Annotated in this window: 21 protein-coding genes, 1 other RNA gene and 1 pseudogene; 17 read left to right on the forward strand and 6 right to left on the reverse strand. The window is 56.7% G+C overall.

Annotated elements, in window-relative coordinates; translation table 11 throughout:
• Nucleotides 1-97 precede the first annotated feature (97 nt).
• The 5 genes from lon (at nt 98) to ACHH0Z_RS12685 (ending at nt 6,046) form a co-directional block, all read left to right on the forward strand.
• On the forward strand, nt 98-2,452 hold the full coding sequence (gene lon, locus ACHH0Z_RS12665; RefSeq protein WP_045407979.1) for an endopeptidase La: 2,355 nt from the start codon (nt 98-100) through the stop codon (nt 2,450-2,452).
• A 210-nt stretch (nt 2,453-2,662) separates the two neighbouring features.
• Nucleotides 2,663-2,935 (forward strand): nucleoid-associated protein HU-beta, encoded by a 273-nt coding sequence (gene hupB / locus ACHH0Z_RS12670; RefSeq protein ID WP_002444653.1) that lies wholly within the window; start codon nt 2,663-2,665, stop codon nt 2,933-2,935.
• Between the two features lie 212 nt (nt 2,936-3,147).
• Nucleotides 3,148-5,019 (forward strand): peptidylprolyl isomerase, encoded by a 1,872-nt coding sequence (ppiD, locus tag ACHH0Z_RS12675; RefSeq protein WP_023326792.1) that lies wholly within the window; start codon nt 3,148-3,150, stop codon nt 5,017-5,019.
• Nucleotides 5,020-5,167: 148 nt separating this feature from the next.
• Entirely contained in the window at nt 5,168-5,548 is a 381-nt protein-coding gene (locus ACHH0Z_RS12680) for a helix-hairpin-helix domain-containing protein (RefSeq protein ID WP_045407977.1), read from the forward strand.
• Nucleotides 5,549-5,647: 99 nt separating this feature from the next.
• Nucleotides 5,648-6,046 (forward strand): YbgC/FadM family acyl-CoA thioesterase, encoded by a 399-nt coding sequence (locus ACHH0Z_RS12685; protein WP_021241651.1) that lies wholly within the window; start codon nt 5,648-5,650, stop codon nt 6,044-6,046.
• 61 nt (nt 6,047-6,107) lie between these two features.
• Here the strand turns inward: ACHH0Z_RS12685 and queC are convergent, their stop codons facing one another.
• Together queC and ACHH0Z_RS12695 are read right to left on the reverse strand one after the other, a co-directional pair.
• Nucleotides 6,108-6,803 (reverse strand): 7-cyano-7-deazaguanine synthase QueC, encoded by a 696-nt coding sequence (gene queC / locus ACHH0Z_RS12690; RefSeq protein ID WP_025912627.1) that lies wholly within the window; start codon nt 6,801-6,803, stop codon nt 6,108-6,110.
• Between the two features lie 66 nt (nt 6,804-6,869).
• On the reverse strand, nt 6,870-8,570 hold the full coding sequence (locus ACHH0Z_RS12695) for an SgrR family transcriptional regulator (RefSeq protein WP_045407976.1): 1,701 nt from the start codon (nt 8,568-8,570) through the stop codon (nt 6,870-6,872).
• 101 nt (nt 8,571-8,671) lie between these two features.
• Here ACHH0Z_RS12695 and cof point away from each other — a divergent pair, with 101 nt between their 5' ends.
• Nucleotides 8,672-9,490 carry an HMP-PP phosphatase gene (gene cof / locus ACHH0Z_RS12700; RefSeq protein WP_008503309.1) on the forward strand — a complete coding sequence of 273 codons (819 nt, stop codon included), beginning with the start codon at nt 8,672-8,674 and terminating at the stop codon, nt 9,488-9,490.
• A gap of 40 nt (nt 9,491-9,530) precedes the next feature.
• On the opposite strand, the gene ACHH0Z_RS12705 is transcribed toward cof, so the two are convergent.
• On the reverse strand, nt 9,531-10,577 hold the full coding sequence (locus tag ACHH0Z_RS12705; RefSeq protein WP_008503308.1) for a PLP-dependent cysteine synthase family protein: 1,047 nt from the start codon (nt 10,575-10,577) through the stop codon (nt 9,531-9,533).
• A gap of 115 nt (nt 10,578-10,692) precedes the next feature.
• Here ACHH0Z_RS12705 and ACHH0Z_RS12710 point away from each other — a divergent pair, with 115 nt between their 5' ends.
• The 5 genes from ACHH0Z_RS12710 to amtB all read left to right on the forward strand — a co-directional run bounded on the left by ACHH0Z_RS12710 (nt 10,693) and on the right by amtB (nt 16,612).
• Complete coding sequence (locus ACHH0Z_RS12710; RefSeq protein ID WP_008503307.1) at nt 10,693-11,151, forward strand: Lrp/AsnC family transcriptional regulator; 459 nt, start codon at nt 10,693-10,695, stop codon at nt 11,149-11,151.
• A 30-nt stretch (nt 11,152-11,181) separates the two neighbouring features.
• Nucleotides 11,182-12,954, forward strand: a complete 1,773-nt coding sequence (locus ACHH0Z_RS12715; protein WP_045407974.1) for a SmdA family multidrug ABC transporter permease/ATP-binding protein — start codon at nt 11,182-11,184, stop codon at nt 12,952-12,954.
• Entirely contained in the window at nt 12,947-14,728 is a 1,782-nt protein-coding gene (locus ACHH0Z_RS12720; RefSeq protein ID WP_045407972.1) for a SmdB family multidrug efflux ABC transporter permease/ATP-binding protein, read from the forward strand. Before ACHH0Z_RS12715 ends, ACHH0Z_RS12720 begins: the two co-directional genes overlap by 8 nt.
• A gap of 220 nt (nt 14,729-14,948) precedes the next feature.
• On the forward strand, nt 14,949-15,287 hold the full coding sequence (glnK, locus tag ACHH0Z_RS12725) for a P-II family nitrogen regulator (protein ID WP_008503304.1): 339 nt from the start codon (nt 14,949-14,951) through the stop codon (nt 15,285-15,287).
• 35 nt (nt 15,288-15,322) lie between these two features.
• Nucleotides 15,323-16,612, forward strand: coding sequence for an ammonium transporter AmtB (amtB, locus tag ACHH0Z_RS12730; RefSeq protein WP_008503303.1), 1,290 nt, complete (start codon nt 15,323-15,325; stop codon nt 16,610-16,612).
• A gap of 95 nt (nt 16,613-16,707) precedes the next feature.
• Here amtB and tesB read toward each other — a convergent pair whose 3' ends face one another.
• Nucleotides 16,708-17,568 carry an acyl-CoA thioesterase II gene (gene tesB / locus ACHH0Z_RS12735; protein WP_023293157.1) on the reverse strand — a complete coding sequence of 287 codons (861 nt, stop codon included), beginning with the start codon at nt 17,566-17,568 and terminating at the stop codon, nt 16,708-16,710.
• A gap of 203 nt (nt 17,569-17,771) precedes the next feature.
• Here tesB and ACHH0Z_RS12740 point away from each other — a divergent pair, with 203 nt between their 5' ends.
• On the forward strand, nt 17,772-18,299 hold the full coding sequence (locus ACHH0Z_RS12740; protein WP_008503301.1) for a YbaY family lipoprotein: 528 nt from the start codon (nt 17,772-17,774) through the stop codon (nt 18,297-18,299).
• Nucleotides 18,300-18,331: 32 nt separating this feature from the next.
• Here ACHH0Z_RS12740 and ACHH0Z_RS12745 read toward each other — a convergent pair.
• A pseudogene (locus tag ACHH0Z_RS12745) lies at nt 18,332-18,729 on the reverse strand (MGMT family protein).
• An 84-nt stretch (nt 18,730-18,813) separates the two neighbouring features.
• On the opposite strand from ACHH0Z_RS12745, the gene ffs reads away from it, so the two are divergent.
• The 3 genes from ffs (at nt 18,814) to ACHH0Z_RS12760 (ending at nt 19,636) form a co-directional block, all read left to right on the forward strand.
• Nucleotides 18,814-18,910, forward strand: an RNA gene (gene ffs / locus ACHH0Z_RS12750) — signal recognition particle sRNA small type.
• 262 nt (nt 18,911-19,172) lie between these two features.
• A complete protein-coding gene (locus tag ACHH0Z_RS12755) occupies nt 19,173-19,424 on the forward strand; it encodes a hypothetical protein (protein WP_021241644.1) in 252 nt (83 codons plus the stop codon).
• Nucleotides 19,421-19,636, forward strand: coding sequence for a hypothetical protein (locus ACHH0Z_RS12760; RefSeq protein WP_008503298.1), 216 nt, complete (start codon nt 19,421-19,423; stop codon nt 19,634-19,636). Before ACHH0Z_RS12755 ends, ACHH0Z_RS12760 begins: the two co-directional genes overlap by 4 nt.
• Nucleotides 19,637-19,719: 83 nt before the next feature.
• On the opposite strand, the gene ACHH0Z_RS12765 is transcribed toward ACHH0Z_RS12760, so the two are convergent.
• Complete coding sequence (locus tag ACHH0Z_RS12765; protein WP_045407968.1) at nt 19,720-21,141, reverse strand: PLP-dependent aminotransferase family protein; 1,422 nt, start codon at nt 21,139-21,141, stop codon at nt 19,720-19,722.
• Between the two features lie 86 nt (nt 21,142-21,227).
• On the opposite strand from ACHH0Z_RS12765, the gene ACHH0Z_RS12770 reads away from it, so the two are divergent.
• Nucleotides 21,228-21,839, forward strand: a complete 612-nt coding sequence (locus tag ACHH0Z_RS12770) for a YitT family protein (RefSeq protein ID WP_045407966.1) — start codon at nt 21,228-21,230, stop codon at nt 21,837-21,839.
• Nucleotides 21,840-21,917: 78 nt separating this feature from the next.
• Nucleotides 21,918-22,988, forward strand: coding sequence for a LacI family DNA-binding transcriptional regulator (locus ACHH0Z_RS12775; protein ID WP_032664019.1), 1,071 nt, complete (start codon nt 21,918-21,920; stop codon nt 22,986-22,988).
• The last annotated feature ends 103 nt before the right edge of the window (nt 22,989-23,091 follow it).

A 23,091-nucleotide genomic window follows, 5' to 3' on the forward strand; every position in this document is an offset into this window, starting at 1 on the left:
GGGAAACATCCCCATATACTGGATACATGTTAATGGTTATGTGAAGCACAGTGACATGACCAGCTTACCTGGCGGACACTAACTAAGAGAGAGCTCTATGAATCCTGAGCGTTCTGAACGCATTGAAATCCCCGTATTGCCGTTGCGCGATGTGGTGGTTTATCCGCACATGGTCATACCCTTATTTGTAGGGCGGGACAAATCTATCCGTTGCCTCGAAGCCGCTATGGATCATGATAAAAAAATCATGCTGGTGGCGCAGAAAGAAGCATCAACGGATGAGCCGGGTGTAAACGATCTTTTCACCGTCGGGACCGTGGCCTCTATTTTGCAGATGCTGAAGCTGCCTGACGGCACCGTGAAGGTGCTGGTAGAAGGCCTGCAGCGTGCGCGTATTACCACTCTGTCAGACGACGGCGAACACTTCTCTGCGAAGGCAGAGTACCTTGATTCGCCTGAACTTGATGAGCGCGAACAGGAAGTGCTGGTTCGCACCGCGATTAGCCAGTTTGAAGGCTATATCAAGCTGAACAAGAAAATCCCACCAGAAGTGCTGACGTCGCTGAATAGCATCGACGATCCTGCACGTCTGGCGGACACCATCGCTGCCCATATGCCGCTGAAGTTGGCTGACAAACAGTCCGTGCTGGAAATGTCCGACGTTAACGAACGTCTGGAATACCTGATGGCGATGATGGAGTCCGAAATCGATCTGCTGCAGGTTGAGAAGCGTATTCGCAACCGCGTCAAAAAGCAGATGGAGAAATCTCAGCGTGAGTACTATCTGAATGAGCAAATGAAGGCTATTCAGAAAGAGCTGGGCGAGATGGACGACGCGCCGGACGAAAACGAAGCGCTGAAGCGTAAGATCGACGCGGCGAAGATGCCGAAAGAGGCGAAAGAGAAAGCCGAAGCAGAACTGCAGAAGCTGAAAATGATGTCTCCGATGTCGGCTGAAGCGACCGTCGTACGTGGCTACATTGAGTGGATGGTGCAGGTTCCGTGGAACGCCCGCAGCAAGGTCAAAAAAGACCTGCGTCAGGCGCAGGAGATCCTGGATACCGACCACTACGGCCTGGAACGCGTGAAAGACCGCATTCTTGAGTACCTCGCGGTACAGAGCCGTGTAAACAAAATCAAAGGCCCAATTCTGTGCCTGGTAGGACCGCCGGGGGTGGGTAAAACCTCTCTGGGCCAGTCCATCGCTAAAGCGACCGGACGTAAGTATATCCGTATGGCGCTGGGCGGCGTACGCGATGAAGCGGAAATCCGCGGTCACCGCCGTACCTACATCGGTTCTATGCCGGGTAAACTGATCCAGAAGATGGCGAAAGTGGGCGTTAAAAACCCGCTGTTCCTGCTCGATGAGATCGACAAAATGTCCTCGGACATGCGTGGCGATCCGGCCTCGGCGCTGCTGGAAGTGCTTGATCCAGAACAGAACGTGGCGTTCAGCGATCACTACCTGGAAGTGGACTACGACCTGAGCGACGTGATGTTCGTGGCGACGTCGAACTCCATGAACATTCCGGCGCCGCTGCTGGACCGTATGGAAGTGATCCGTCTCTCCGGCTATACCGAAGACGAGAAGCTGAACATCGCGAAACAGCACCTGCTGCCGAAACAGATTGAGCGTAACGCGCTGAAAGCCAACGAGCTGACCGTCGAGGACAGCGCGATTATTGGCATCATCCGCTACTATACCCGTGAAGCGGGCGTGCGTAGCCTTGAGCGTGAAATCTCTAAACTGTGCCGTAAGGCGGTGAAACAGCTGCTGCTGGATAAGAGCCTGAAACACATCACGATTAATGGTGATAACCTGCATGCCTATCTCGGCGTTCAGCGCTTCGACTATGGTCGCGCGGATAACGAAAACCGCGTTGGCCAGGTCACCGGTCTGGCATGGACGGAAGTGGGCGGCGATCTGCTGACCATCGAAACCGCCTGTGTACCGGGTAAAGGCAAGCTGACCTATACCGGCTCGCTGGGTGAAGTGATGCAGGAGTCCATTCAGGCGGCGCTGACCGTGGTGCGCGCGCGCGCGGAGAAACTGGGTATCAACCCGGATTTCTACGAAAAACGCGACATCCACGTACACGTACCTGAAGGGGCGACGCCGAAAGATGGTCCAAGCGCGGGTATTGCCATGTGTACCGCTCTGGTTTCTTGCCTGACAGGTAACCCGGTGCGTGCTGATGTGGCAATGACCGGTGAAATTACCCTGCGCGGTCAGGTTCTGCCAATCGGTGGCTTAAAAGAAAAACTGCTGGCGGCGCATCGTGGTGGGATCAAAACCGTATTGATCCCTTACGAAAACAAACGCGATCTGGAAGAGATTCCGGACAACGTGATTGCCGACCTGCAGATCCATCCTGTTAAGCGAATTGAGGAAGTACTTAGTCTCGCATTGCAGAATGAACCGTCCGGAATGCAGGTTGTAACCGCAAAATAGTGACCTCGCGCAAAGAGCGTCAATAAAAACAAGGCTGGTAAGTCATTTCGCACTTGCCAGCCTTTTTTTGTATAGCTAATTTAGATTGCTGATTAGGTCAGCCATCAACAACGGGTGTTGTAAGGTCATGGCAGGCCTGATATAACTGCTGCGCGGTCGCGTTGTGAAGGATTCAGGCGCGATATAAATTATAAAGAGAGGAAGAGAACAGTGAATAAATCTCAACTGATTGACAAAATTGCTGCTGGTGCTGATATTTCTAAAGCTGCAGCTGGACGTGCGTTAGATGCATTAATTGCTTCTGTTACTGAATCTCTGCAGGCTGGGGACGACGTTGCACTGGTAGGCTTCGGTACTTTTGCTGTTAAAGAGCGTGCTGCCCGTACTGGCCGCAACCCTCAGACCGGTAAAGAGATCACCATTGCTGCCGCTAAAGTGCCGGGTTTCCGTGCAGGTAAAGCGCTGAAAGACGCAGTAAACTGATTGCTTTCCCGTTTCAGGGAAGCCGGATAGTACAAGGGCGCATCTTTTGATGTGCCTTTTTTGTTTGTCCAGACCTGATTTGTGCGAGTTTATGCGAGTTGTGGGCTGACAATCGCCCCGTTTTCTTGTCACAATACGACTTTACGCGCGACGGGCAGGATTTTCCGTCAGCGTCAGGTAACCAGTCACCTACAGCGGAGTGTTGTTACACCATGATGGACAGCTTACGCACGGCTGCTAACAGTCTCGTGCTCAAGATTATTTTCGGTATCATTATCGTGTCGTTCATATTGACCGGCGTGAGCAGTTACCTTATTGGCGGTGGCGCGAACTATGCCGCAAAAGTGAATGGCCAGGAGATCAGCCGCGGCCAGTTCGAGAATGCTTTTGCCGGTGAACGTAACCGTATGCAGCAACAGCTGGGCGACCAATTCTCTGAACTGGCAGCAAACGAAGGGTATATGAAGACCCTGCGTCAGCAGACGCTGAACCGTCTTATCGACGAAGCGCTGCTGGATCAGTATGCCAAAAAACTCGGCCTTGGCATTAGCGATGAGCAGGTGAAAAAAGCCATCTTCTCCACGCAAGCCTTCCAGTCTAACGGTAAATTCGACAACGCGCGTTACAACAGCATCGTCAACCAGATGGGGATGACGGCCGATCAGTACGCGCAGGCGCTGCGTAACCAACTGACCACCCAGCAGCTCATCAATGCCGTTGTTGGCACCGATTTCATGCTCAAAGGCGAAACGGATGAACTGGCTGCGCTGGTGGCGCAGCAGCGCGTTGTACGTGAAGCGACCATTGATGTTAACGCCCTGGCGGCGAAACAGCAGGTGAGCGACGCTGACATTAACGCCTGGTACGAGCAGAACAAGAATACCTTTGTTTCTCCTGAACAGTTCCGCGTGAGCTACATCAAGCTGGATGCGGCTGCACTGCAGGAAAGCGCGTCTGACGCGGAAATCCAGTCTTACTACGACCAGCATCAGGATCAGTTCACACAGCCGCAGCGTAACCGCTACAGCGTGATTCAGACCAAAACCGAGGCGGATGCCAAAGCGGTACTGGATGAGCTGAACAAAGGCGCTGATTTTGCGACCGTCGCGAAAGCGAAATCCACCGACATTATCTCTGCGAAAAACGGCGGCGATATGGGCTGGCTGGAAGACGCGACCACGCCGGACGAGCTGAAAAATGCGGGTCTGAAAGAGAAAGGCCAACTGTCTGGCGTCATTAAATCCTCCGTAGGTTTCCTGGTCGTGCGTCTGGATGACATCACCGCGGCGAAAACCAAGCCGCTGGCTGAGGTTCGTGACGATATCGCGGCAAAAGTGAAGCAGGAAAAAGCGCTGGATGCCTACTATGCGCTGCAGCAGAAAGTGAGTGATGCTGCCAGCAACGACAACGAATCTCTGGCGGGTGCCGAGCAGGCGGCTGGGGTGAAAGCGGTTGAGACGGGCTGGTTTGGTCGTGACAACCTGCCGGAAGAGCTGAACTTCAAACCGGTTTCTGATGCCATCTTCAACGGTGGTCTGGTTGGTGAGAACGGCACGCCGGGCAGTAACTCAGACATCATTACCGTCGATGGCGATCGTGCGTTTGTGCTTCGCGTCAGCGAGCACAAGCCAGAAGCGGTCAAACCGCTGGCGGAAGTTAAGGATCAGGTCGTCGCTCAGGTTAAGCACAACAAAGCGGAACAGCAGGCGAAACTGGATGCTGAGAAGATTCTGGCCGATCTGAAAGCGGGTAAACAGGACGCGCTGAAAGCGGCTGGCCTGAGCTTCGGTGAAGCGAAAACGCTGAGCCGTACTGGTCAGGACCCTATCAGCCAGGCCGCGTTTGGCCTGACTCTGCCGGCGAAAGACAAGCCAAGCTTCGGCACCACTACCGATATGCAGGGTAACGTTGTTCTGCTGGCGCTGGATGAAGTGAAAGCCGGCACTCTGCCAGACGCGCAGAAGAAGGCGATGGTTCAGGGGATTACCCAGAACAATGCCCAGATTGCCTTCGAAGCCATGATGAGCAACCTGCGTAAAGAGGCCAAAATTAAGCTGGGCGATATCATTACTCAGCAGCAATAATTACGTATCTGCTCGCAGATTTTCGCAACGCTCTGCAATAACTAAAGGCCGCTTTCGCGGCCTTTTCCATTTCTGCACTCTGCTGTTTGTGCCTCTTTTATCGGGCGGCTATCGTGACGTGGCTGTCTACAAACAAGGAGATAACAGCATGAAATGTGGAATCAAAGCACTGTTAATTACGCTGGCTATTGCCACCACCGGGCTGAGCGCGGGCGCACTGGCGGCGACACCTGCCGCTAAACCACAGGCGGTACAGAGTAAGACCGACGCCGCAGCGCCGGGGCAGGGGCAAACCAAAGCGACTGACGTTGGTAAAAATGTGGATGATGACGGTACGCGAGTCAGCATCAATTCGGCCTCTGCGGAAGAGCTGGCCCGCGTGATGAATGGCGTCGGGCTGAAAAAAGCGCAGGCCATCGTAAGCTATCGTGAAGAGTATGGTCCTTTCAAAACGGTCGACGACCTCAAGCAGGTTCCGGGCATGGGGAGCGCGCTGGTTGAGCGCAACCTCGCACACCTGACGTTGTAATCTCACAATTACTTGCACAGCGGCAAAATTTTGCCAGGATAAAGAGGTCATACCAGTTATGACCTCTTATCCTACAATAACAGTAAAGGCTATTGCGCTATGCAGACAAAAATAAAAGTACGCGGTTTTCACCTCGACGTTTACCAGCATGTGAACAATGCCCGCTACCTGGAGTTTCTTGAGGAAGCGCGCTGGGACGGGCTGGAAAACAGCGAAAGCTTTCAGTGGATGACCGCGCACAACATCGCGTTCGTGGTCGTCAATATCAATATCAACTACCGTCGCCCTGCCGTGTTGGGCGATGTGCTCACGGTGACCAGCCAGGTGCAGCAGATCAATGGCAAAAGCGGCGTGTTAAGCCAGGTGGTTACGCTCGATCCCGAAGGGCAGGTGGTGGCTGATGCGTTGATCACCTTTGTCTGTATCGATCTGAAAACGCAGAAAGCGCTGCCGCTGGAAGGGGAATTGCGCGAAAAGCTGGAACTGATGATCGTGTAACACAGGTTCAGGCTTACCCGTGCTGTCGACACCTGTTATGCGACAGCACGGTCAGGTCGCCCTATTTAAGCCCGGTTTTTTTCTGCATTGCGGCCATCACGCCGGCTTTATTGGCAAGATAGTGGTTCAGCCCGTTAGCGCGCAGATTACAGGCGGCGCACTGGCCGCAACCGTCGCCTTTAATGCCGTTGTAGCAGGTGAGGGTTTCGCTGCGAACCAGGTCCAGCTTGCCCCAGTAGTCGGCCAGCGCCCAGGTTTCGGCTTTATCCAGCCACATCAGCGGGGTTTCAAAGCGCGTCTCTTTCGCCATCCCCAGATTGACGGCGTGATTTAACGCCTTCACGAACTCATCACGACAGTCCGGGTAGCCGGAGAAGTCTGTTTCACACACGCCCGTGATCACCGCTTCGGCTTTTACCTGGTAGGCATAAATTGCCGTCAGGGTGAGGAACAGAATATTGCGGCCCGGCACGAAGGTATTCGGAATGCCGCTGGCATCGGGTTCGTAGTCCGGGACGGGAATACTGTCCCGGGTGAGGCTACTCACGGCCAGTTCATTTAACAGCGTAACGTCCAGCACCTTGTGCGCGCGTGCGCCCAGTTTCAGGGCCAGTTCACGGGCAACGTCGATCTCAGCGCGATGACGCTGACCATAATCGAAAGTGACACAGTGAACCTCATCGTACTGATGAAGAGCCTGGACCAGGCAGGTAGTAGAGTCTTGTCCTCCGCTGAACACGACGACGGCACGTTTCATAAATCATCTCGACTGTTACGGTAAAAACGTTATGTTACCGTCTGCCTGTGGCGGCGACCAGCTTCTTCACGATTTGGGGGCGGGCAGCCAGGCTTCGGTAAAATCAAACCAGCCGCGGGTGTTGAGGCGAATCCCATTCACGCCCGGCGGCGCGCTGATCTGATACTGATAATTAAAGAGCGGCGTCAGCACTGCATTTTCCATTAATCGGCTAAAAATGGCCTTCAGGCCCGCGTGCCGATCCCGAGCTTCGGCCTGAGTCTGTACCGCATCCAGCGTGGCTTGCAAATGGGCGTACGCCGGTGCGCTTAACACGTGTGGCCAAAGCGTATCGCAGCGCAGCCACTGCTCAAGCGTATACGCTGGCGCTTCGCCAATCAGCCTGTCGCCCATCATGATGTCTGCTTCGGCAAGCTGCTGGCATCCGTCCCACGTCTTGGCGTCATGAAAGATGACGGTCAGCTCACAACCCTGTAGCGCCAGGTACGTCTTCAACTGGCTGGCCATGGTGTGAAGCTCAACGGGAAGATGGTAAACCAGCGTCAGTGCTTCAGGCAGGGCAACATCGGTTAAATCAGTCCATTCGGGGATTGTCCAGCCGGGAAACAGTTCCCCGGTGGGGGTGATGAGCCCCTCGTTTAGCGGAAGCGTGTGGAGAAGCCTGGAGTGATGAATGATATTAATCAGCCGCTTTGCCTGGTTCTCACTCAGGCGTGCGCTCTGTTTTAGCGTGAGGTAACAGAACCCCAGGCTGGTGCTGCTGCTTACCAGCCGCAGACTTTCCAGCTCGTCGGCCTCACCAATCGCGATTTGCACCGGGTGACGGCAGCTGGTACCCAACCTGTGATCAAAAAGCTGGGGTGTGATCCAGTATTCGATGGCTTTGAGCAGCGGATGGCTCAGGTGGTACTGCTCATGGCTTTCCAGACGAACCAGGTCGGGTTCAAAGGCGACCAGCCGAAAGGGGCCGCTGCCAATCGTCGAATGGTCGGGATGCGCCAGACGGCTACAGTAGGTTGCCAGCCTGTGCGGCAGCCAGTAGTCCGGATGATGCAGCGTAAACGTCAGGCACTGCGGATGCGTTGTTTCGATACAGAGGACGCTCTGAAACAGGGTGCGCAGGGCGGGAAGCGTCAACAGCGCGGTCAGGCTCCGCTGGAGATGCGCCGTTTCAATTTTATCGCCGTTATGCCAGTGCAGCGTGGAGCGAATGTAGAAATGCCAGCGCAGGCCATCATCCGACACATCCCAGTGATGCGCCAGATCGCCCGTCGGCTCACTGCTGTTGCCGTGAAATCGCGTCAAACCTGAGAAGACTTGCCCTGCCAGATGCTGCTCTGCCCGACCCGGTAAAAAGCCCGGCTGAAGCGGCTCCAGTGAGCGGTAGTAGGGAATGCGCAGCGTCGGCGTGTCGTTTTGCCACTGCCCACCCAAAAACGGGTGCAGCAGGGCACGCAAATCTTCGGGAGCAAGCTGCGCCAGCTCGAGGGCGTTATGTTGCTGCCCGCTTTTTAGCGCTTCTTCCATCATCGTATTGCGCAGTGATTCCGGAGTGACGTGAAACGTCAGCGCACCGCGCCTTCCACGCCCGGACTGCGCGCGCCAGGTCAGCCAGCCCGCATCCTGGGCCTGACGCAGCAGAGTACGGACATGTCGCTCGCTACAAAAGCAGCGGCTGGCAAGTTCATTTACGGTTACCTGCTGCGGCGCGCCAGCGGAAGGTTGCCACAGGCGTTGATACTGGTTAAGACGGTTAAGCTGGCGCATAAGAAACCCGGAACAATAATTTTCATCTATTCACTATTACTTCCGTATATCTCACACGATACTGATGCACAAGTTAACCGCATCACATTTCGGGAGTAATCATGGCTCGGCTCGCTGCATTTGATATGGACGGTACGCTGTTAATGCCGGATCACCGTTTAGGGGAGAAAACCCTTAACACGCTGAAGCGCCTGCACGAGCGTAATGTCACTCTGACGTTTGCCACCGGGCGTCATGTTCTGGAAATGCGCCATTTGCTGGGCGCGTTTGCCCTCGATGCCTTTCTGATCACCGGTAACGGGACGCGAATTCACTCTGTAGAAGGCGATGTGCTGTACCGACAGGATCTCAACCCGGAAGTGGCGGATATCGTGCTGCACAGTACCTGGGACACGCAGGCCAGCATCCACGTCTTTAACGATCGGGGCTGGTTTACCGGAAGCGACATCCCGGAATTATTGCACGCGCATGTGTATAGCGGTTTTAAATACCAGCTTATCGATCTGCGTCGGATCCCCGCCCATGCGGTGACCAAGATCTGCTTCTGCGGCGATCACGACGATCTCTGTCGCTTACGGATCCAACTGAATGAGGCGCTGGGCGACCGGGCGCACCTGACCTTCTCGGCGGTGGATTGCCTGGAAGTGCTGCCGGTGGGCTGTAACAAAGGTTCCGCTCTGGCGGTGCTGAGCGACCACCTGGGATTAACGCTGCAGGAGTGTATGGCGTTCGGTGACGCCATGAACGACCGCGAAATGCTGGGTAGCGTAGGTCGCGGTCTGATCATGGGGAATGCGATGGCGCAGCTGAAAGCAGAACTTCCCCATCTGCCGGTTATCGGTCACTGCCGTAATGAAGCAGTGTCCCATTTTTTGACGCATTGGCTGGACAATAACAACCTCCCCTATTCCCCCGAATAGTGAGACCCTTCCAGCAAGCCAGACTTCGGTCTGGCTTTTTTTATTTCAGCAGTTGAGCAATCTGCGCCTTCCAGGGGGCGATATCACCGATGTTGGCCTGCACCCACTCCGCATTGTAGTAGGTCTCGAGATAACGCTCTCCGCTGTCGCACAGCAGCGTGACGATGGAACCGGTGCGTCCCGCTTCGCGCATACGTGCGGCAAGCTGCAGCGCGCCCCACATATTGGTGCCCGTCGAGGCGCCCACTTTGCGGCCCAGCTGCGTTTCCAGCCAGTGCGCCGTTGCCACGCTGGCGGCATCCGGCACGCGCATCATCTCGTCCACAACGTCGGGGATGAAAGAGGGCTCAACGCGCGGACGGCCAATCCCTTCAATTTTACTCCCCACCGGGCTGCGCAGACCGGCATCGCGGTTTTGCCAGTAGTCGAGGAACACGGAGTTCTGCGGGTCAACTACCATCAGCTGGGTATCGTAACCCTGACAGCGGATATAGCGTCCGATCGTGGCTGACGTACCGCCGGTACCGGCGCTCATCACAATGTAGGACGGAACCGGATGCGGTTCGTGGGTCATCTGGCGGAAAATACTGTCGGCAATGTTGTTATTACCGCGCCAGTCCGTCGCGCGCTCGGCGAAGGTGAACTGGTCCATATAGTGGCCGTTCAGCTCACGGGCCAGCATTTCGGAGGCGGCGTAGATTTCGCAGGCGCTTTCCACAAAGTGGCAGCGACCGCCGTAAAATTCGATCTGTTCGATTTTGCGTTTTGCGGTGCAGGAGGGCATCACCGCAATAAACGGCAGGCCCAGCAGGCGGGCGAAATAGGCTTCGGACACCGCCGTTGAACCGGAAGAGGATTCAATGATGGTGGTGCCTTCTTTAATCCAGCCGTTACATAAACCGTATAAAAACAGCGAGCGCGCCAGGCGATGCTTCAGGCTGCCGGTAGGATGGGTGCTTTCATCTTTCAGATAGAGCTGAATGCCGTCAAATCCCGGCAGGGAAAGGCGAATCAGGTGCGTATCCGCCGAGCGCTGATAGTCGGCATTGATTTCGCTGATCGCATGTTTAACCCAGGTGCTATTCATCGTCGTTATCCGTTTGTCATTTTGTGCCTAGCATAGCGAAAAGCACAGAAAAAATTGTTGCTATCTGGCCTTTAAAATAGAATTAAGGGAGAAAAATTTTCTCTGTGAGGTGGGTATGCTAGATAAAATTGACCGCAAGCTCCTTTCATTGCTGCAAAGTGACTGTACCCTCTCTTTGCAGGCGCTGGCAGATGCCGTTAATCTGACCACCACCCCGTGCTGGAAGCGGCTTAAGAAGCTGGAAGATGACGGTATTCTTCTGGGGCGCGTCGCGCTGTTAGATCCTGAAAAACTGGGGCTTGGGTTGACGGCATTTGTGCTGATAAAAACCCAGCATCACAGCAGCGAGTGGTATTGCCGCTTCGTTACCCAGGTGTCTGAGATGCCCGAAGTGCTCGGTTTCTGGCGTATGGCCGGCGAGTACGATTACCTGATGCGCGTCCAGGTGGCCGACATGAAGCGTTATGATGACTTCTACAAGCGGCTGGTGAACAGCGTGCCGGGGTTATCGGACGTCACCTCAAGCTTCGCTATGGAACAGATTAAATACACCACAGCATTACCCATTGAATAACTTCGTAAAATACCTTCAGGAACAAACCGCGTGCGATTATTTGCCCAATTAAGCTGGTACTTTCGTCGGGAGTGGCAACGCTACCTCGGTGCAGTCGCCCTGCTTATTATCATTGCTATCCTGCAGCTGATCCCGCCGAAAGTGGTGGGCTACGTCGTGGATGGCGTCACCGAACAGCATTACACCACCGCACGGGTGTTGATGTGGGTTGGCACGCTGGTGCTGACGGCGGTCATTGTTTATCTGCTGCGCTACGTCTGGCGCGTGCTGCTGTTTGGTGCGTCCTATCAGCTGGCCGTTGAGCTGCGTGAAGATTTTTATCGCCAGCTGAGTCGACAGCATCCCGAATTTTATCTGCGCCATCGCACCGGGGATCTTATCGCGCGCGCGACTAACGACGTCGATCGCGTGGTCTTTGCCGCCGGGGAAGGGGTGCTGACGCTGGTGGACTCGCTGGTAATGGGCTGCGCGGTGCTGATCGTCATGTCAACGCAGATCAGCTGGCAGCTGACCCTGCTGGCGCTGCTGCCGATGCCGCTCATGGCGCTGGCGATCAATCGCTACGGCGAACAACTGCACGAGCGCTTCAAGCTGGCGCAGGCGGCGTTTTCGTCGCTGAACGATCGCACCCAGGAGAGCATGACCAGCATCCGCATGATCAAAGCGTTTGGTCTGGAAGACCGGCAGTCCGCGCTGTTTGCCGCCGATGCGGCCGACACGGGGGCGAAAAACATGCGCGTCGCGCGTATCGACGCGCGATTTGATCCAACGATTTATATCGCAATCGGCATGGCAAATATGCTGGCGATTGGCGGCGGGAGCTGGATGGTGGTGCAGGGCACGCTCACCCTGGGCCAGTTGACCAGCTTTGCCATGTATCTGGGGCTGATGATCTGGCCGATGCTGGCGCTGGCCTGGATGTTTAACATCGTGGAGCGCGGCAGCGCCGCCTACAGCCGTATTCGCGCCATGCTGGCCGAAGCGCCGGTGGTCAATGACGGCAGCGAAGCGTTGCCGGAAGGACGCGGCGTCATGAAAGTCGACGTCCGCAAGTTTATCTATCCGCAAACGGAACATCCGGTACTGGAGAACGTCAGTTTTACCCTTCAGCCGGGCCAGATGCTCGGCATCTGCGGCCCGACGGGATCCGGTAAAAGCACCGTGCTGTCGCTGCTCCAGCGCCACTTTGACGTCACCGAGGGCGATATTCGCTTCCATGATATTCCGCTGACCAGCCTGCTGCTGGATGAGTGGCGTGGTCGCCTGGCGGTCGTCAGCCAGACGCCGTTTCTTTTTTCTGACACCGTGGCGAACAACATCGCGCTTGGGTGCCCTGCGGCAACGCAGGAAGAGATCGAGCATGTGGCACGTTTGGCCAGCGTGCATGATGATATTTTGCGCCTGCCGCAGGGCTACGACACCGAAGTCGGGGAACGCGGCGTCATGCTTTCCGGCGGGCAAAAACAGCGTATCTCTATTGCCCGCGCCCTGCTGCTCAATGCGGAAATCCTGATTCTGGACGATGCGCTCTCCGCCGTGGACGGCCGTACCGAGCATCAGATCCTGCATAACCTGCGCCAGTGGGGCGACGGACGCACGATAATTATCAGTGCCCACCGTTTGTCAGCGCTCACCGAAGCCAGCGAAATTCTGGTCTTGCAGCACGGCCATATTGCCCAGCGCGGGCAGCATGACGCGCTGGCAGAGCAACCGGGTTGGTATCGCGATATGTACCGCTATCAGCAGCTTGAGGCGGCGCTGGACGATGCGCCGGAACAGGATCAGGAGGCCGCCAATGCGTAAGCTCGGAACGATGTGGCCGACGCTCAAACGTCTGCTGGCCTACGGCTCGCCGTGGCGTAAACCGCTCTCCGTTGCTGTGCTTTTACTCTGGATTGCGGCGATTGCCGAAGTGAGCGGACCGCTGCTCATCAGCTATTTCATCGACAATATGGTCGCCAAAAGCTACCTGCCGCTCGGGCTAGTGGCGGGGTTAGGCGTGGCCTACGTTGGCTTACAGCTGACGGCGGCAGGATTACACTATGCTCAATCGCTGCTGTTTAACCGGGCCGCCGTGGGCGTTGTTCAGCAGTTGCGTACCGATGTCATGGACGCGGCGCTTCGCCAGCCGCTCAGCGAGTTTGATATCCAGCCGGTCGGGCAGGTGATTTCGCGCGTAACCAACGATACCGAGGTGATCCGCGATCTGTACGTCACCGTAGTCGCGACGGTATTACGCAGCGCGGCGCTGATTGGCGCGATGCTGGTGGCGATGTTCAGCCTCGACTGGCGCATGGCGCTGGTGGCGATCACTATCTTCCCGGCGGTGCTGATCGTCATGGTGATTTACCAGCGTTACAGCACGCCGATTGTGCGTCGGGTGCGCGCCTATCTGGCCGATATCAACGATGGCTTCAACGAAGTGATCAACGGCATGAGCGTCATCCAGCAGTTCCGCCAGCAGGCGCGCTTTGGCGAGCGCATGGGCGAAGCCAGCCGTTCGCACTATATGGCGCGTATGCAGACGCTGCGCCTGGACGGTTTCCTGCTGCGACCGCTGCTGAGCCTGTTCTCGGCGCTGGTGCTTTGCGGGCTGCTGATGCTCTTTGGCCTGAGCGCAAACGGTACGATTGAAGTGGGCGTGCTGTACGCTTTCATTAGCTATCTTGGACGCCTTAACGAGCCGCTGATCGAACTCACTACGCAGCAATCGATGCTGCAACAGGCGGTTGTCGCCGGTGAGCGCGTCTTTGAGCTGATGGACAGGCCGCGCCAGGCCTACGGCAATGACGAGCGACCTCTGCAAAGCGGGGCTATCACCTTTGATAACGTCTCGTTTGCCTATCGCGAAGACCGTCTGGTGCTGCAGGACATTACGCTCGATGTGCCGTCACGCGGTTTCGTCGCGCTGGTGGGCCACACCGGCAGCGGTAAAAGCACGCTCGCCAGCCTGCTGATGGGCTACTATCCGGTCACGCAAGGCGAAATCCGCCTCGACGGACGTCCGCTCGCGTCGCTCAGCCACACGGTGTTACGCAAAGGCGTTGCGATGGTGCAGCAGGATCCGGTCGTGCTGGCCGATACCTTCTACGCCAACGTAACCCTGGGACGGGACTATTCAGAAGCGCAGGTTTGGGCGGTACTGGAAGCGGTGCAGTTGGCAGACCTGGCGCGCGGGTTTAGCGACGGGATCAACACGAAACTGGGCGAGCAGGGCAACAATCTCTCCGTGGGGCAAAAACAGCTCCTGGCGCTGGCGCGCGTCCTGATTGAAACGCCGCAGGTGCTGATTCTGGACGAAGCCACGGCCAGCATAGATTCTGGAACCGAGCAGGCGATTCAGCAGGCGCTGGCCGCCGTACGCGACCACACGACGCTGGTGGTGATTGCTCACCGGCTCTCCACCATCGTCGACGCGGACACGATTCTGGTGCTGCATCGCGGACAGGCCGTGGAGCGCGGTACGCACCGCGAGCTGCTGGAAGCAAAAGGGCGCTACTGGCAGATGTACCAGCTGCAGCTGGCGGGCGAAGAGCTGGCCGCCAGCGTGCGTGATGAAGAGTCCCTTAGCGCCTGATGCACTAAAATGAGGCGCCGCGCTAACAGTCATTCCTGTTGGTGCAAAACTGAAACGCACCCTGCACCGGCATGGTGCGTTTTTTTTCACCGGTTCATTTATCAGAACCGTGTAACGCACATCGCGCCGCGATTCCCTCACGTTTTCATTTCTGGCACATCCCTTGCAATACCTTCCGGGTAAGCTGCGGCCATTACCGAATTCTGACTGGAGGGGATCTATGAAGCTGGTTACGGTTGTAATCAAACCATTCAAACTCGAAGACGTGCGTGAAGCATTGTCTTCAATGGGTATTCAGGGACTGACTGTCACCGAAGTGAAAGGCTTTGGTCGTCAGAAGGGTCATGCCGAGCTTTATCGCGGGGCGGAATACAGCGTTAACTTTCTGCCAAAAGTAAAAATTGATGTCGCGATTGCTGACGATCAGCTTGATGAAGTCATTGATGTCATTAGCAAAGCGGCCTACACCGGCAAAATTGGCGACGGCAAAATTTTCGTTGCCGAACTGCAGCGCGTCATTCGCATCCGTACCGGCGAATCTGACGAAGCGGCACTGTAATTAACGCCTGGCACACAGTGATAGGGATCGAGAAAATGAAGATAGCAACACTTAAAACGGGTCTGGGTTCGCTGGCGCTTCTGCCGGGCCTGGCGCTGGCTGCAGCCCCTGCGGTGGCCGACAAAGCCGATAACGCCTTTATGATGATCAGCACCGCGCTGGTGCTGTTCATGTCCATTCCGGGCATTGCGCTGTTCTACGGCGGTCTGATCCGTGGCAAAAACGTTCTCTCCATGCTGACGCAGGTTGCCGTGACGTTTGCACTGGTCTGCGTGCTTTGGGTGGTTTACGGTTACTCTCTGGCGTTCGGCACGGGTAACGCGTTCTTTGGTAACTTCGACTGGGTGATGCTGAAAAACATTGAACTGACCGCGCTGATGGGCAGCTTCTATCAGTATATTCACGTGGCGTTCCAGGGCTCGTTCGCCTGCATTACCGTCGGGCTGATTGTGGGCGCGCTCGCCGAGCGCATTCGTTTCTCTGCGGTCCTGATCTTCGTGGTGGTCTGGCTGACGCTCTCCTATGTGCCGATTGCGCACATGGTCTGGGGCGGTGGTCTGCTGGCCACGCACGGCGCGCTGGACTTCGCGGGCGGTACCGTTGTCCACATTAACGCCGCGGTCGCGGGTCTGGTGGGCGCTTATCTGATTGGCAAACGCGTCGGCTTCGGTAAAGAGGCGTTCAAACCGCACAACCTGCCGATGGTCTTTACCGGTACTGCGATCCTCTACTTTGGCTGGTTTGGCTTCAACGCCGGCTCAGCAAGTGCGGCCAACGAAATCGCCGCGCTGGCCTTCGTGAACACCGTTGTAGCCACGGCGGGTGCAATCCTCTCCTGGGTGTTTGGCGAGTGGGCGGTGCGCGGGAAACCTTCTCTGCTGGGTGCCTGTTCAGGTGCGATTGCCGGTCTGGTTGGTATCACCCCTGCGTGTGGTTATGTCGGTGTCGGCGGCGCGCTGCTGGTCGGCCTGGTGTCGGGTCTGGCGGGTCTGTGGGGCGTCACCGCACTGAAACGAGTTCTGCGCGTGGATGACCCTTGCGATGTGTTCGGCGTGCACGGCGTGTGCGGGATTGTCGGCTGTATCATGACCGGTATCTTCGCGGCGAAATCGCTCGGTGGCGTGGGCTACGCAGAAGGCGTCACTATGGTTCATCAGGTGCTGGTGCAACTGGAAAGTATCGCTATCACCGTGGTGTGGTCTGCAGTCGTCGCTTTCATCGGCTACAAGCTGGCGGACATGACGGTGGGTCTGCGCGTACCGGAAGAGCAGGAGCGCGAAGGTCTGGACGTTAACAGCCACGGCGAGAATGCGTATAACGCATGATCTGAGTGTCTTGCCGGGTGGCGGCTTCGCCTTACCCGGCCTACAACAGCACAAAACGTAGGCCCGGTAAGCGTCGCGCCACCGGGCTTTTTACATCAACCTCTGTTACGCATCACCCCTTCCTGCACCGTTGAAGCGACCAGCACGCCGTCCTGAGTATAAAACTCCCCACGCACAAACCCGCGGGCGCTGGATGCCGACGTACTCTCCACGCTGTAGAGCAGCCACTCATTCATGTTGAAGGGACGGTGGAACCACATCGAGTGATCGATCGTTGCGACCTGCATCCCTTTTTCGAGGAAGCCGACGCCGTGCGGCTGCAGCGCCACCGGCAGGAAATTGAAGTCAGACGCATAGCCCAGCAGATACTGATGGACGCGGAAATCTTCCGGCACGGTGCCGTTGGCGCGGATCCACACCTGGCGCTTTGGCTCGGCGGTGTGGCCCTTCATCGGGTTGTGGAACTCGACGGGGCGGATCTCAAGCGGCTTATCGCAAAGAAACTTCTCTTTAACCTGCGGCGGCAGCAGATGCGCCAATGCGCGAGCGATATCCGTTTCCGATTTAAGATCGTCCGGCGAGGGGGCAGGGGGCATGACCTTCTGATGCTCGTAGCCCGGCTCCGGTGCCTGGAAAGAGGCGGTCATGTAAAAGATCGGCTTACCGTTCTGGATGGCCGCGACGCGGCGCGCGCTGAAGCTGTTGCCGTCTCGCAGAACTTCAACGTCATACACGATGGGTTTCGCGCTATCGCCAGGGCGTAAAAAGTAGCTGTGGAATGAATGCACCAGACGGTCTGCCGGGACAGTCTCCTTTGCAGCGTACAGCGCTTGTCCAACGACTTGCCCACCGAAGACCTGGCGTAAGCCTAAATCTTCGCTCTGTCCGCGAAAGAGTCCTTCCTCAATTTTTTCCAGATTCAGTAATGTCAGCAGATTGTTCAGTGCCTGACTCATAGTTGTCCTCAATAAACGCCGTAGCGAAAGATAGGCAGAGTATAACGCAGAAATGAAAGTGGTCCGATGGGTAGAATAATCTGAATATCGGGATGATTTCAGGCATTAATCAGTGAGTTGTGCCACACTTAAAAACGTTATGTGATTGAAACGACATCGGATGGGATCGATCCCGCTGGTGCATTGATGATAAGGAGACTTCAATGAAACTCGTGCCTATGCTAAGTGGTGTAGCGATTGCGGTGGCGTTGTCCGCCTGTGCCGGTAAGAGCGCCCAGGTGCCAGTGCCAGCAGCTGACCCGAACGGGATTAATACCCTTTCGCAGCAGTCCATTCAGCAGCCTAACGTTTCCGGTACCATCTGGATTAAACAGAAAGTTGCGTTGCCGCCGGATGCGGTATTAACGGTGACGCTATCTGATGCTTCCCTGGCCGACGCGCCGTCGAAAGTCGTGGCCCAGCGTGCCGTCCGTACTGAAGGCAAGCAGGCGCCGTTTAGCTTCGTGTTGCCGTATAACCCGTCGGACGTGCAGCCTAATGCCCGTATTCTGCTGAGCGCAGCGGTCACCATCAACGGTAAGCTGGTGTTTATCACCGATACGGTCCAGGAAGCGATTAACAACGGTGGAACCAAAATCGACCTGAACCTGGTGCCAGTACAGCAGACCGAAGTGCCGGTCGCACCGCAAACCAATCAGCCGTCTCTGCCAACCCCACCGACGCAGATGTAATGTGGTTATTCCCCTCTCCTTCGGGAGAGGGGTCAGTACACCCACCGGTACTTCTGTAAATCGATCTGACCCGACCCTGACACCTGCACCCCTTCTGAAAGTAACGCCTGACGCTGACGCTGGAGATTCGGCCCGGTGAGTGAGATGGCGCCATGACGGTTCACCACCCGATGCCAGGGCAACGTACTGCCTTCCGGCAGCCGTTTCAGGACGCCTCCAACCTGTCGCGCCGCGCGCGGGGAACCGGCCAGGCGCGCGACATCACCATAGGTGGTGACATAGCCTTCCGGGATTGAAGCCACGATTTGCCATACGCGCTGTGGAAAAGAGTCCTGCTCGTCCATACCTTCACCTGCGGGGAGTTTCTGGAGAGCCATGGTAAACGAAGATCGCCCTGATTGCTGCGCCTGTTTGCGCAAGAAACCAGCATCCGGTTCCTGGCGGCTTGCAATTGGGCCTTTGCACAGGGATAATGCGCCAGCGCGTTGGTTATCAACGCTCTCAATGGGGGCTCTGTTGGTTCTCCCGCAACGCTACTCTGTTCACCAGGTCAGGTCCGGAAGGAAGCAGCCAGGGCAGACGACGTGTGTGCCGGGATGTAGCTGGCAGGGCCCCCACCCATTTCTGAGCCTCTGCGTTCTTCCCTGATTTTTGCCTCTTCCCTGGACGTTATTCCCTAATAAGATTATGCCTATAGCATGTAATATATATTTCATCGCGCTGAAATATTAATGTCATAAACTTGTAATAATAGTCGGGCATTTTATCCTTGGCCGTCTATTTTCTGGCAAAACTCAAAAAAATATATATCTGGATAACATTGTTAACTTCGTGTATTAAATAAAGTACTTATTCCGAAGGGAAGTGATAAACATGGCTACAGCGGTATTAAACGTTAAGATTGATGACGCGCTAAAAGAAAGGCTTCGCCACTATGCGGAAGTGAATAACGAGAATTTAAGCGTGACGACAGAGAAACTGCTGCTGCTGGCGTTCGAGGCAGTAGAAGAGGCGGGAGTATCGGAAGAGGATATTGATAATCAGCATACGGAAGAAGAGAATGTTTCTCCATTTACTCCTAAAGAAATCAAGGCTCTACGTAAACTTCTGAAGAAGAGAAAATGAAACAACAACTGTCTACTGCCAGTGACTACAAAGAGGCCTGCGATTTGTTGCGTTCAGGCTACGTGAAGCATGTACGTCTTGGCTGGAATGTCGGAAGTGATGAGTTCTTTCGTATTGCGTCTGACTGGTGTGATACTGGCGCAAAAATAAAGAAAGACGGTGAAAACTTCGTTATTTCACTGAAAGGGTTTCCTATTCCTGCTCAGCATTAATTCCGGACTGGTGAAAACTGCTGACTGTATCCATGACAGTCAGCAGTTTTTATTTTTTATGATCGGCTTCAAACTTTTTGCTATTAAATCACGCTGCGTTTAACGGCTGGCACGTTTTTATTCAGGGCGAGCCATAACGGTTTAATCCCCAGCAGCGCCTGTTCAAGCTCTGTCGGCTCGAGCGAGAAGGGCATCCGCAAATAGCGGTCAAACGCACCCGATAAACCAAACCGCGTACCGGTCCCCAGATTTATCCCCAGAATCTCAGCCCGCGCGGCAAGCTGCGTCGCCAGCATACCGGGGAGCTCAATCCAGTATGAGAGCCCGCCCTCTGCTTCATGGAATGTCCACTCCGGGAAATGTTCACGCAGCAGTTCACCGCATCGATCGCGTCGTTCCGCCAGCATTTTGCGGCGTGCGGGTAGAAACGTCTCGCTGTTGTTGATGAGCCACAGCGCCGCCAGCTGTTCCAGCAGCGGCGAGCCTAAATCCAGCGTATCGCGCGTCTGGGCAAGCGTGGCGATCGTGCGCGAGGACGCGCGGATCCAGCCGAGACGCAGCCCGCCCCAGAAGCTTTTTCCGGCAGAACCTAAGGTGATGACGGTGGCCTGCGGGTTAAAGGAGGCCAGCGGGGGCGGAGGAGGGGCGTCAAACCAGAGATCCACCATCGTTTCATCCACCACCAGCGTCGTACGGGTTTGCGCAGCAATGTCGGTAATGGCCTGACGGGTCGCGACATCCATGCAGCGCCCGGTGGGGTTATGAAAATCAGGCATCAGGTACGCCAGGCGCGGCGCGGTTTGGGCAAGCGTGGCGGCGAAGCCGTCCGTATCCCAGCCCGTTTCCGGCAGCGACACCCCCACGGGCCGACACTGCGCGCCCTGAATGGCGGCAATCGCCAGCGGATAGGTGGGATGATCGACCACGACGCGATCCCCGGGCCCGGTCATCATCCGCAGGACCAGCGCGAAGCCGCTGACGGCGCCATTGACCACCATTACTTCGTCCGCGCGGGTGGGAAGGCCCCGCGCGGTGTAGCGCGCAGCGATGGCCTCCCGCAGCGTCGGCAGCCCTAGCTGATCGTAACCCGTCAGCGCGAGGTGCTGCGTAATGGCCGTGAGCGCGTGGGTATACGCCTGGTGGATTTCCGGCCCGGCATTGAGGGCGGCAGTGGAGAGATCCAGTGCGGCACTCGCCGCGGAAAGCGTGGGAACGGCGCGCGTATCCGGGAGGATCACGCGTGACCCGCTGCCGTGGCGGCTTTCAAGATATCCCTCCTCGCGCAGATGGGCGAGGGCGCTGCTGATGGTGGTCCGGCTCACGTCCAGCGCCGTGGCCAGCTCGCGCTCCCCCGGTAGCCGTGTATTCAATGCCAGACGTCCGTCAAGGATTAACAGGCGCAGCGCATCGGCCAGCTGTCGCCAGAGCGGCGTGCGGGATGAGGTTTGCTGCCAGTGGCCTAAAATGCGTACCAGAGACTGGCTTCCGAAGCGACGTGACGACATGTGCAGTCCACTATTTGAAAACTGGACGTTAATCATAGTGCCATTTTAGGCCAGGATGAAAGTCTGGTTCACTGGAGAAGATAAAAATGGTACGTCGTCTGCTACAACTCTATGTCGGTTTAGGGCTGTATGGCCTGTCCACCGCGATGTTTATTCGTTCCGATTTGGGTGTCGATCCCTGGGATGTTTTTCACCTTGGGGTGGGGATACAGCTGGGGATGACTATCGGAATGGTGATCATTTTAACCGGTGCTGCGGTGCTGCTGCTGTGGATCCCCCTGCGCCAGATGCCGGGCCTGGGCACCATCAGCAACGTGATTTGTATCGGTCTGGCGGCGGATGCCAGCATGGCGCTGATCCCGGAACTGGACTCGTTACCTGTGCGCATCGCTTTCCTGGTGTCGGGCATCGTGACGAACGCGATTGCGACCAGCATGTACATCGGTGCCGGTTTTGGGCCTGGCCCGCGCGACGGCCTGATGACCGGCATTCATGCCCGGCTGGGGTGGTCCATTCGCAGCGTGCGTACCTCTATTGAGGTGTCCGTCCTGCTGATTGGGTGCGTGCTTGGCGGCACGTTTGGGGTGGGAACGGTAGTGTACGCCCTGACCATTGGCCCACTTATCCAGCTCTGTCTGCCCTGGTTCCGCCAGAAGCCGAGCGTTGCTGAAATCGCGCAGCCGGAGCGGGTTGTTTAATTGTGCGAAGCGCTCACATGTTTTAACGGCGTCGCTGTGCCACAATAGTGGGCCCCGACTCACACGATGCCACAATGCATGAAAGCTATCACTCTCTATGATGTCGCCCTCCTTGCGGGGGTTTCTTATCAGACCGTCTCTCGCGTCATTAACGACGCGGAGCATGTGTCTGCCCGTACCCGGGAAAAGGTTCAGCAGGCGATGGCGGAGCTGCACTACGTGCCTAACCTGCGGGCACAGCAGCTGGCGGGTAAACGCACCCGCACGCTGGGACTCATCACCACCGATCTGGCCCTGCATGCGCCCTCGCAGATTGTGTCGGCGGTAAAATCCCGCGCGGCGGAACAGGGGGCGAGCGTCCTTATCTCCATGGTGGAGCAACCGCAGCAGTGTCAGGCCGCGCTACAGGCGCTGCTGGCACAGCGGGTGGACGCGCTGCTGGTGAATGTTCCGCTTGATGATGAACACGCCGAACAGCTGAGGGCGCTGGCGTCGCCCGTACCGGTGCTTTTTCTTGATGTCTCGCCTTCAGCACAGGTAAACAGCCTCGTGTTTAACGCCGGGCAGGGCGCGCATCTGGGCGTTGAGCATCTGCTGTCGCTGGGGCATCAGCATATTGCTCTGCTGAGCGGGCCGGAAAGCTCGGTCTCTGCTCGGGCGCGTCTGGCGGGGTGGAAAGCGGCTCTGGCCCGCGCGGGGCATGAAGCCGCTGCGGTGGCCTACGGAGACTGGAGCGCGGCCAGCGGTTATGAGAAAGGACATGTGCTGCTGTCGGGTACCGCATTGCCGGATGCCATTCTGGTGGCGAACGATCAAATGGCGCTCGGGGTGATGCGCGCCTGCGCGGAAAAGGGGATCGCGATCCCGGGCCAGATGTCGGTGGTCGGGTTCGACGATACGGCTGACAGCGCCTGGTTTTCCCCGCCGCTGACGACCATTCGCCAGGCATTTCGCGAGGCGGGCGAGCGCAGCGTGGAGTGGCTGCTGGCCCCCACCGAAGGCGAGACGTGCTGGCAGGTTCAGCTGCCGGTGACGCTGGTTACCCGCCATTCCAGCGCGCGCCGCGCGCCGCAGCAGGCTGAACGCGAGGATCTGGCGCAGCAGCTCAGAAGCCTGGCTCTCCTGGCCGAGCAGCTTGTCCGCAAATAAGACTTTTGTGATCGGACTCGCTACCCTGCGATTGAATGCTTTACCGTCGCAGAATGCCAGGGCATGTTAACCAAAATTGTGAGCGCTTCGCAAAGAGGTTACT

Origin of the sequence: Enterobacter cloacae complex sp. 2024EL-00227, from assembly GCF_043945315.1 — a bacterium.
GTDB lineage: Bacteria > Pseudomonadota > Gammaproteobacteria > Enterobacterales > Enterobacteriaceae > Enterobacter > Enterobacter roggenkampii.

Coding starts and splice junctions, on each gene's coding strand:
- lon (WP_045407979.1), top strand. CDS start 98: ATGAATCCTGAGCGTTCTGAACGCATTGAAATCCCCGTATTGCCGTTG.
- ppiD (WP_023326792.1), top strand. CDS start 3,148: ATGATGGACAGCTTACGCACGGCTGCTAACAGTCTCGTGCTCAAGATT.
- ACHH0Z_RS12680 (WP_045407977.1), top strand. CDS start 5,168: ATGAAATGTGGAATCAAAGCACTGTTAATTACGCTGGCTATTGCCACC.
- ACHH0Z_RS12685 (WP_021241651.1), top strand. CDS start 5,648: ATGCAGACAAAAATAAAAGTACGCGGTTTTCACCTCGACGTTTACCAG.
- queC (WP_025912627.1), bottom strand. CDS start 6,803: ATGAAACGTGCCGTCGTCGTGTTCAGCGGAGGACAAGACTCTACTACC.
- ACHH0Z_RS12695 (WP_045407976.1), bottom strand. CDS start 8,570: ATGCGCCAGCTTAACCGTCTTAACCAGTATCAACGCCTGTGGCAACCT.
- cof (WP_008503309.1), top strand. CDS start 8,672: ATGGCTCGGCTCGCTGCATTTGATATGGACGGTACGCTGTTAATGCCG.
- ACHH0Z_RS12705 (WP_008503308.1), bottom strand. CDS start 10,577: ATGAATAGCACCTGGGTTAAACATGCGATCAGCGAAATCAATGCCGAC.
- ACHH0Z_RS12710 (WP_008503307.1), top strand. CDS start 10,693: ATGCTAGATAAAATTGACCGCAAGCTCCTTTCATTGCTGCAAAGTGAC.
- ACHH0Z_RS12720 (WP_045407972.1), top strand. CDS start 12,947: ATGCGTAAGCTCGGAACGATGTGGCCGACGCTCAAACGTCTGCTGGCC.
- glnK (WP_008503304.1), top strand. CDS start 14,949: ATGAAGCTGGTTACGGTTGTAATCAAACCATTCAAACTCGAAGACGTG.
- amtB (WP_008503303.1), top strand. CDS start 15,323: ATGAAGATAGCAACACTTAAAACGGGTCTGGGTTCGCTGGCGCTTCTG.
- tesB (WP_023293157.1), bottom strand. CDS start 17,568: ATGAGTCAGGCACTGAACAATCTGCTGACATTACTGAATCTGGAAAAA.
- ACHH0Z_RS12740 (WP_008503301.1), top strand. CDS start 17,772: ATGAAACTCGTGCCTATGCTAAGTGGTGTAGCGATTGCGGTGGCGTTG.
- ACHH0Z_RS12755 (WP_021241644.1), top strand. CDS start 19,173: ATGGCTACAGCGGTATTAAACGTTAAGATTGATGACGCGCTAAAAGAA.
- ACHH0Z_RS12760 (WP_008503298.1), top strand. CDS start 19,421: ATGAAACAACAACTGTCTACTGCCAGTGACTACAAAGAGGCCTGCGAT.
- ACHH0Z_RS12765 (WP_045407968.1), bottom strand. CDS start 21,141: ATGTCGTCACGTCGCTTCGGAAGCCAGTCTCTGGTACGCATTTTAGGC.
- ACHH0Z_RS12770 (WP_045407966.1), top strand. CDS start 21,228: ATGGTACGTCGTCTGCTACAACTCTATGTCGGTTTAGGGCTGTATGGC.
- ACHH0Z_RS12775 (WP_032664019.1), top strand. CDS start 21,918: ATGAAAGCTATCACTCTCTATGATGTCGCCCTCCTTGCGGGGGTTTCT.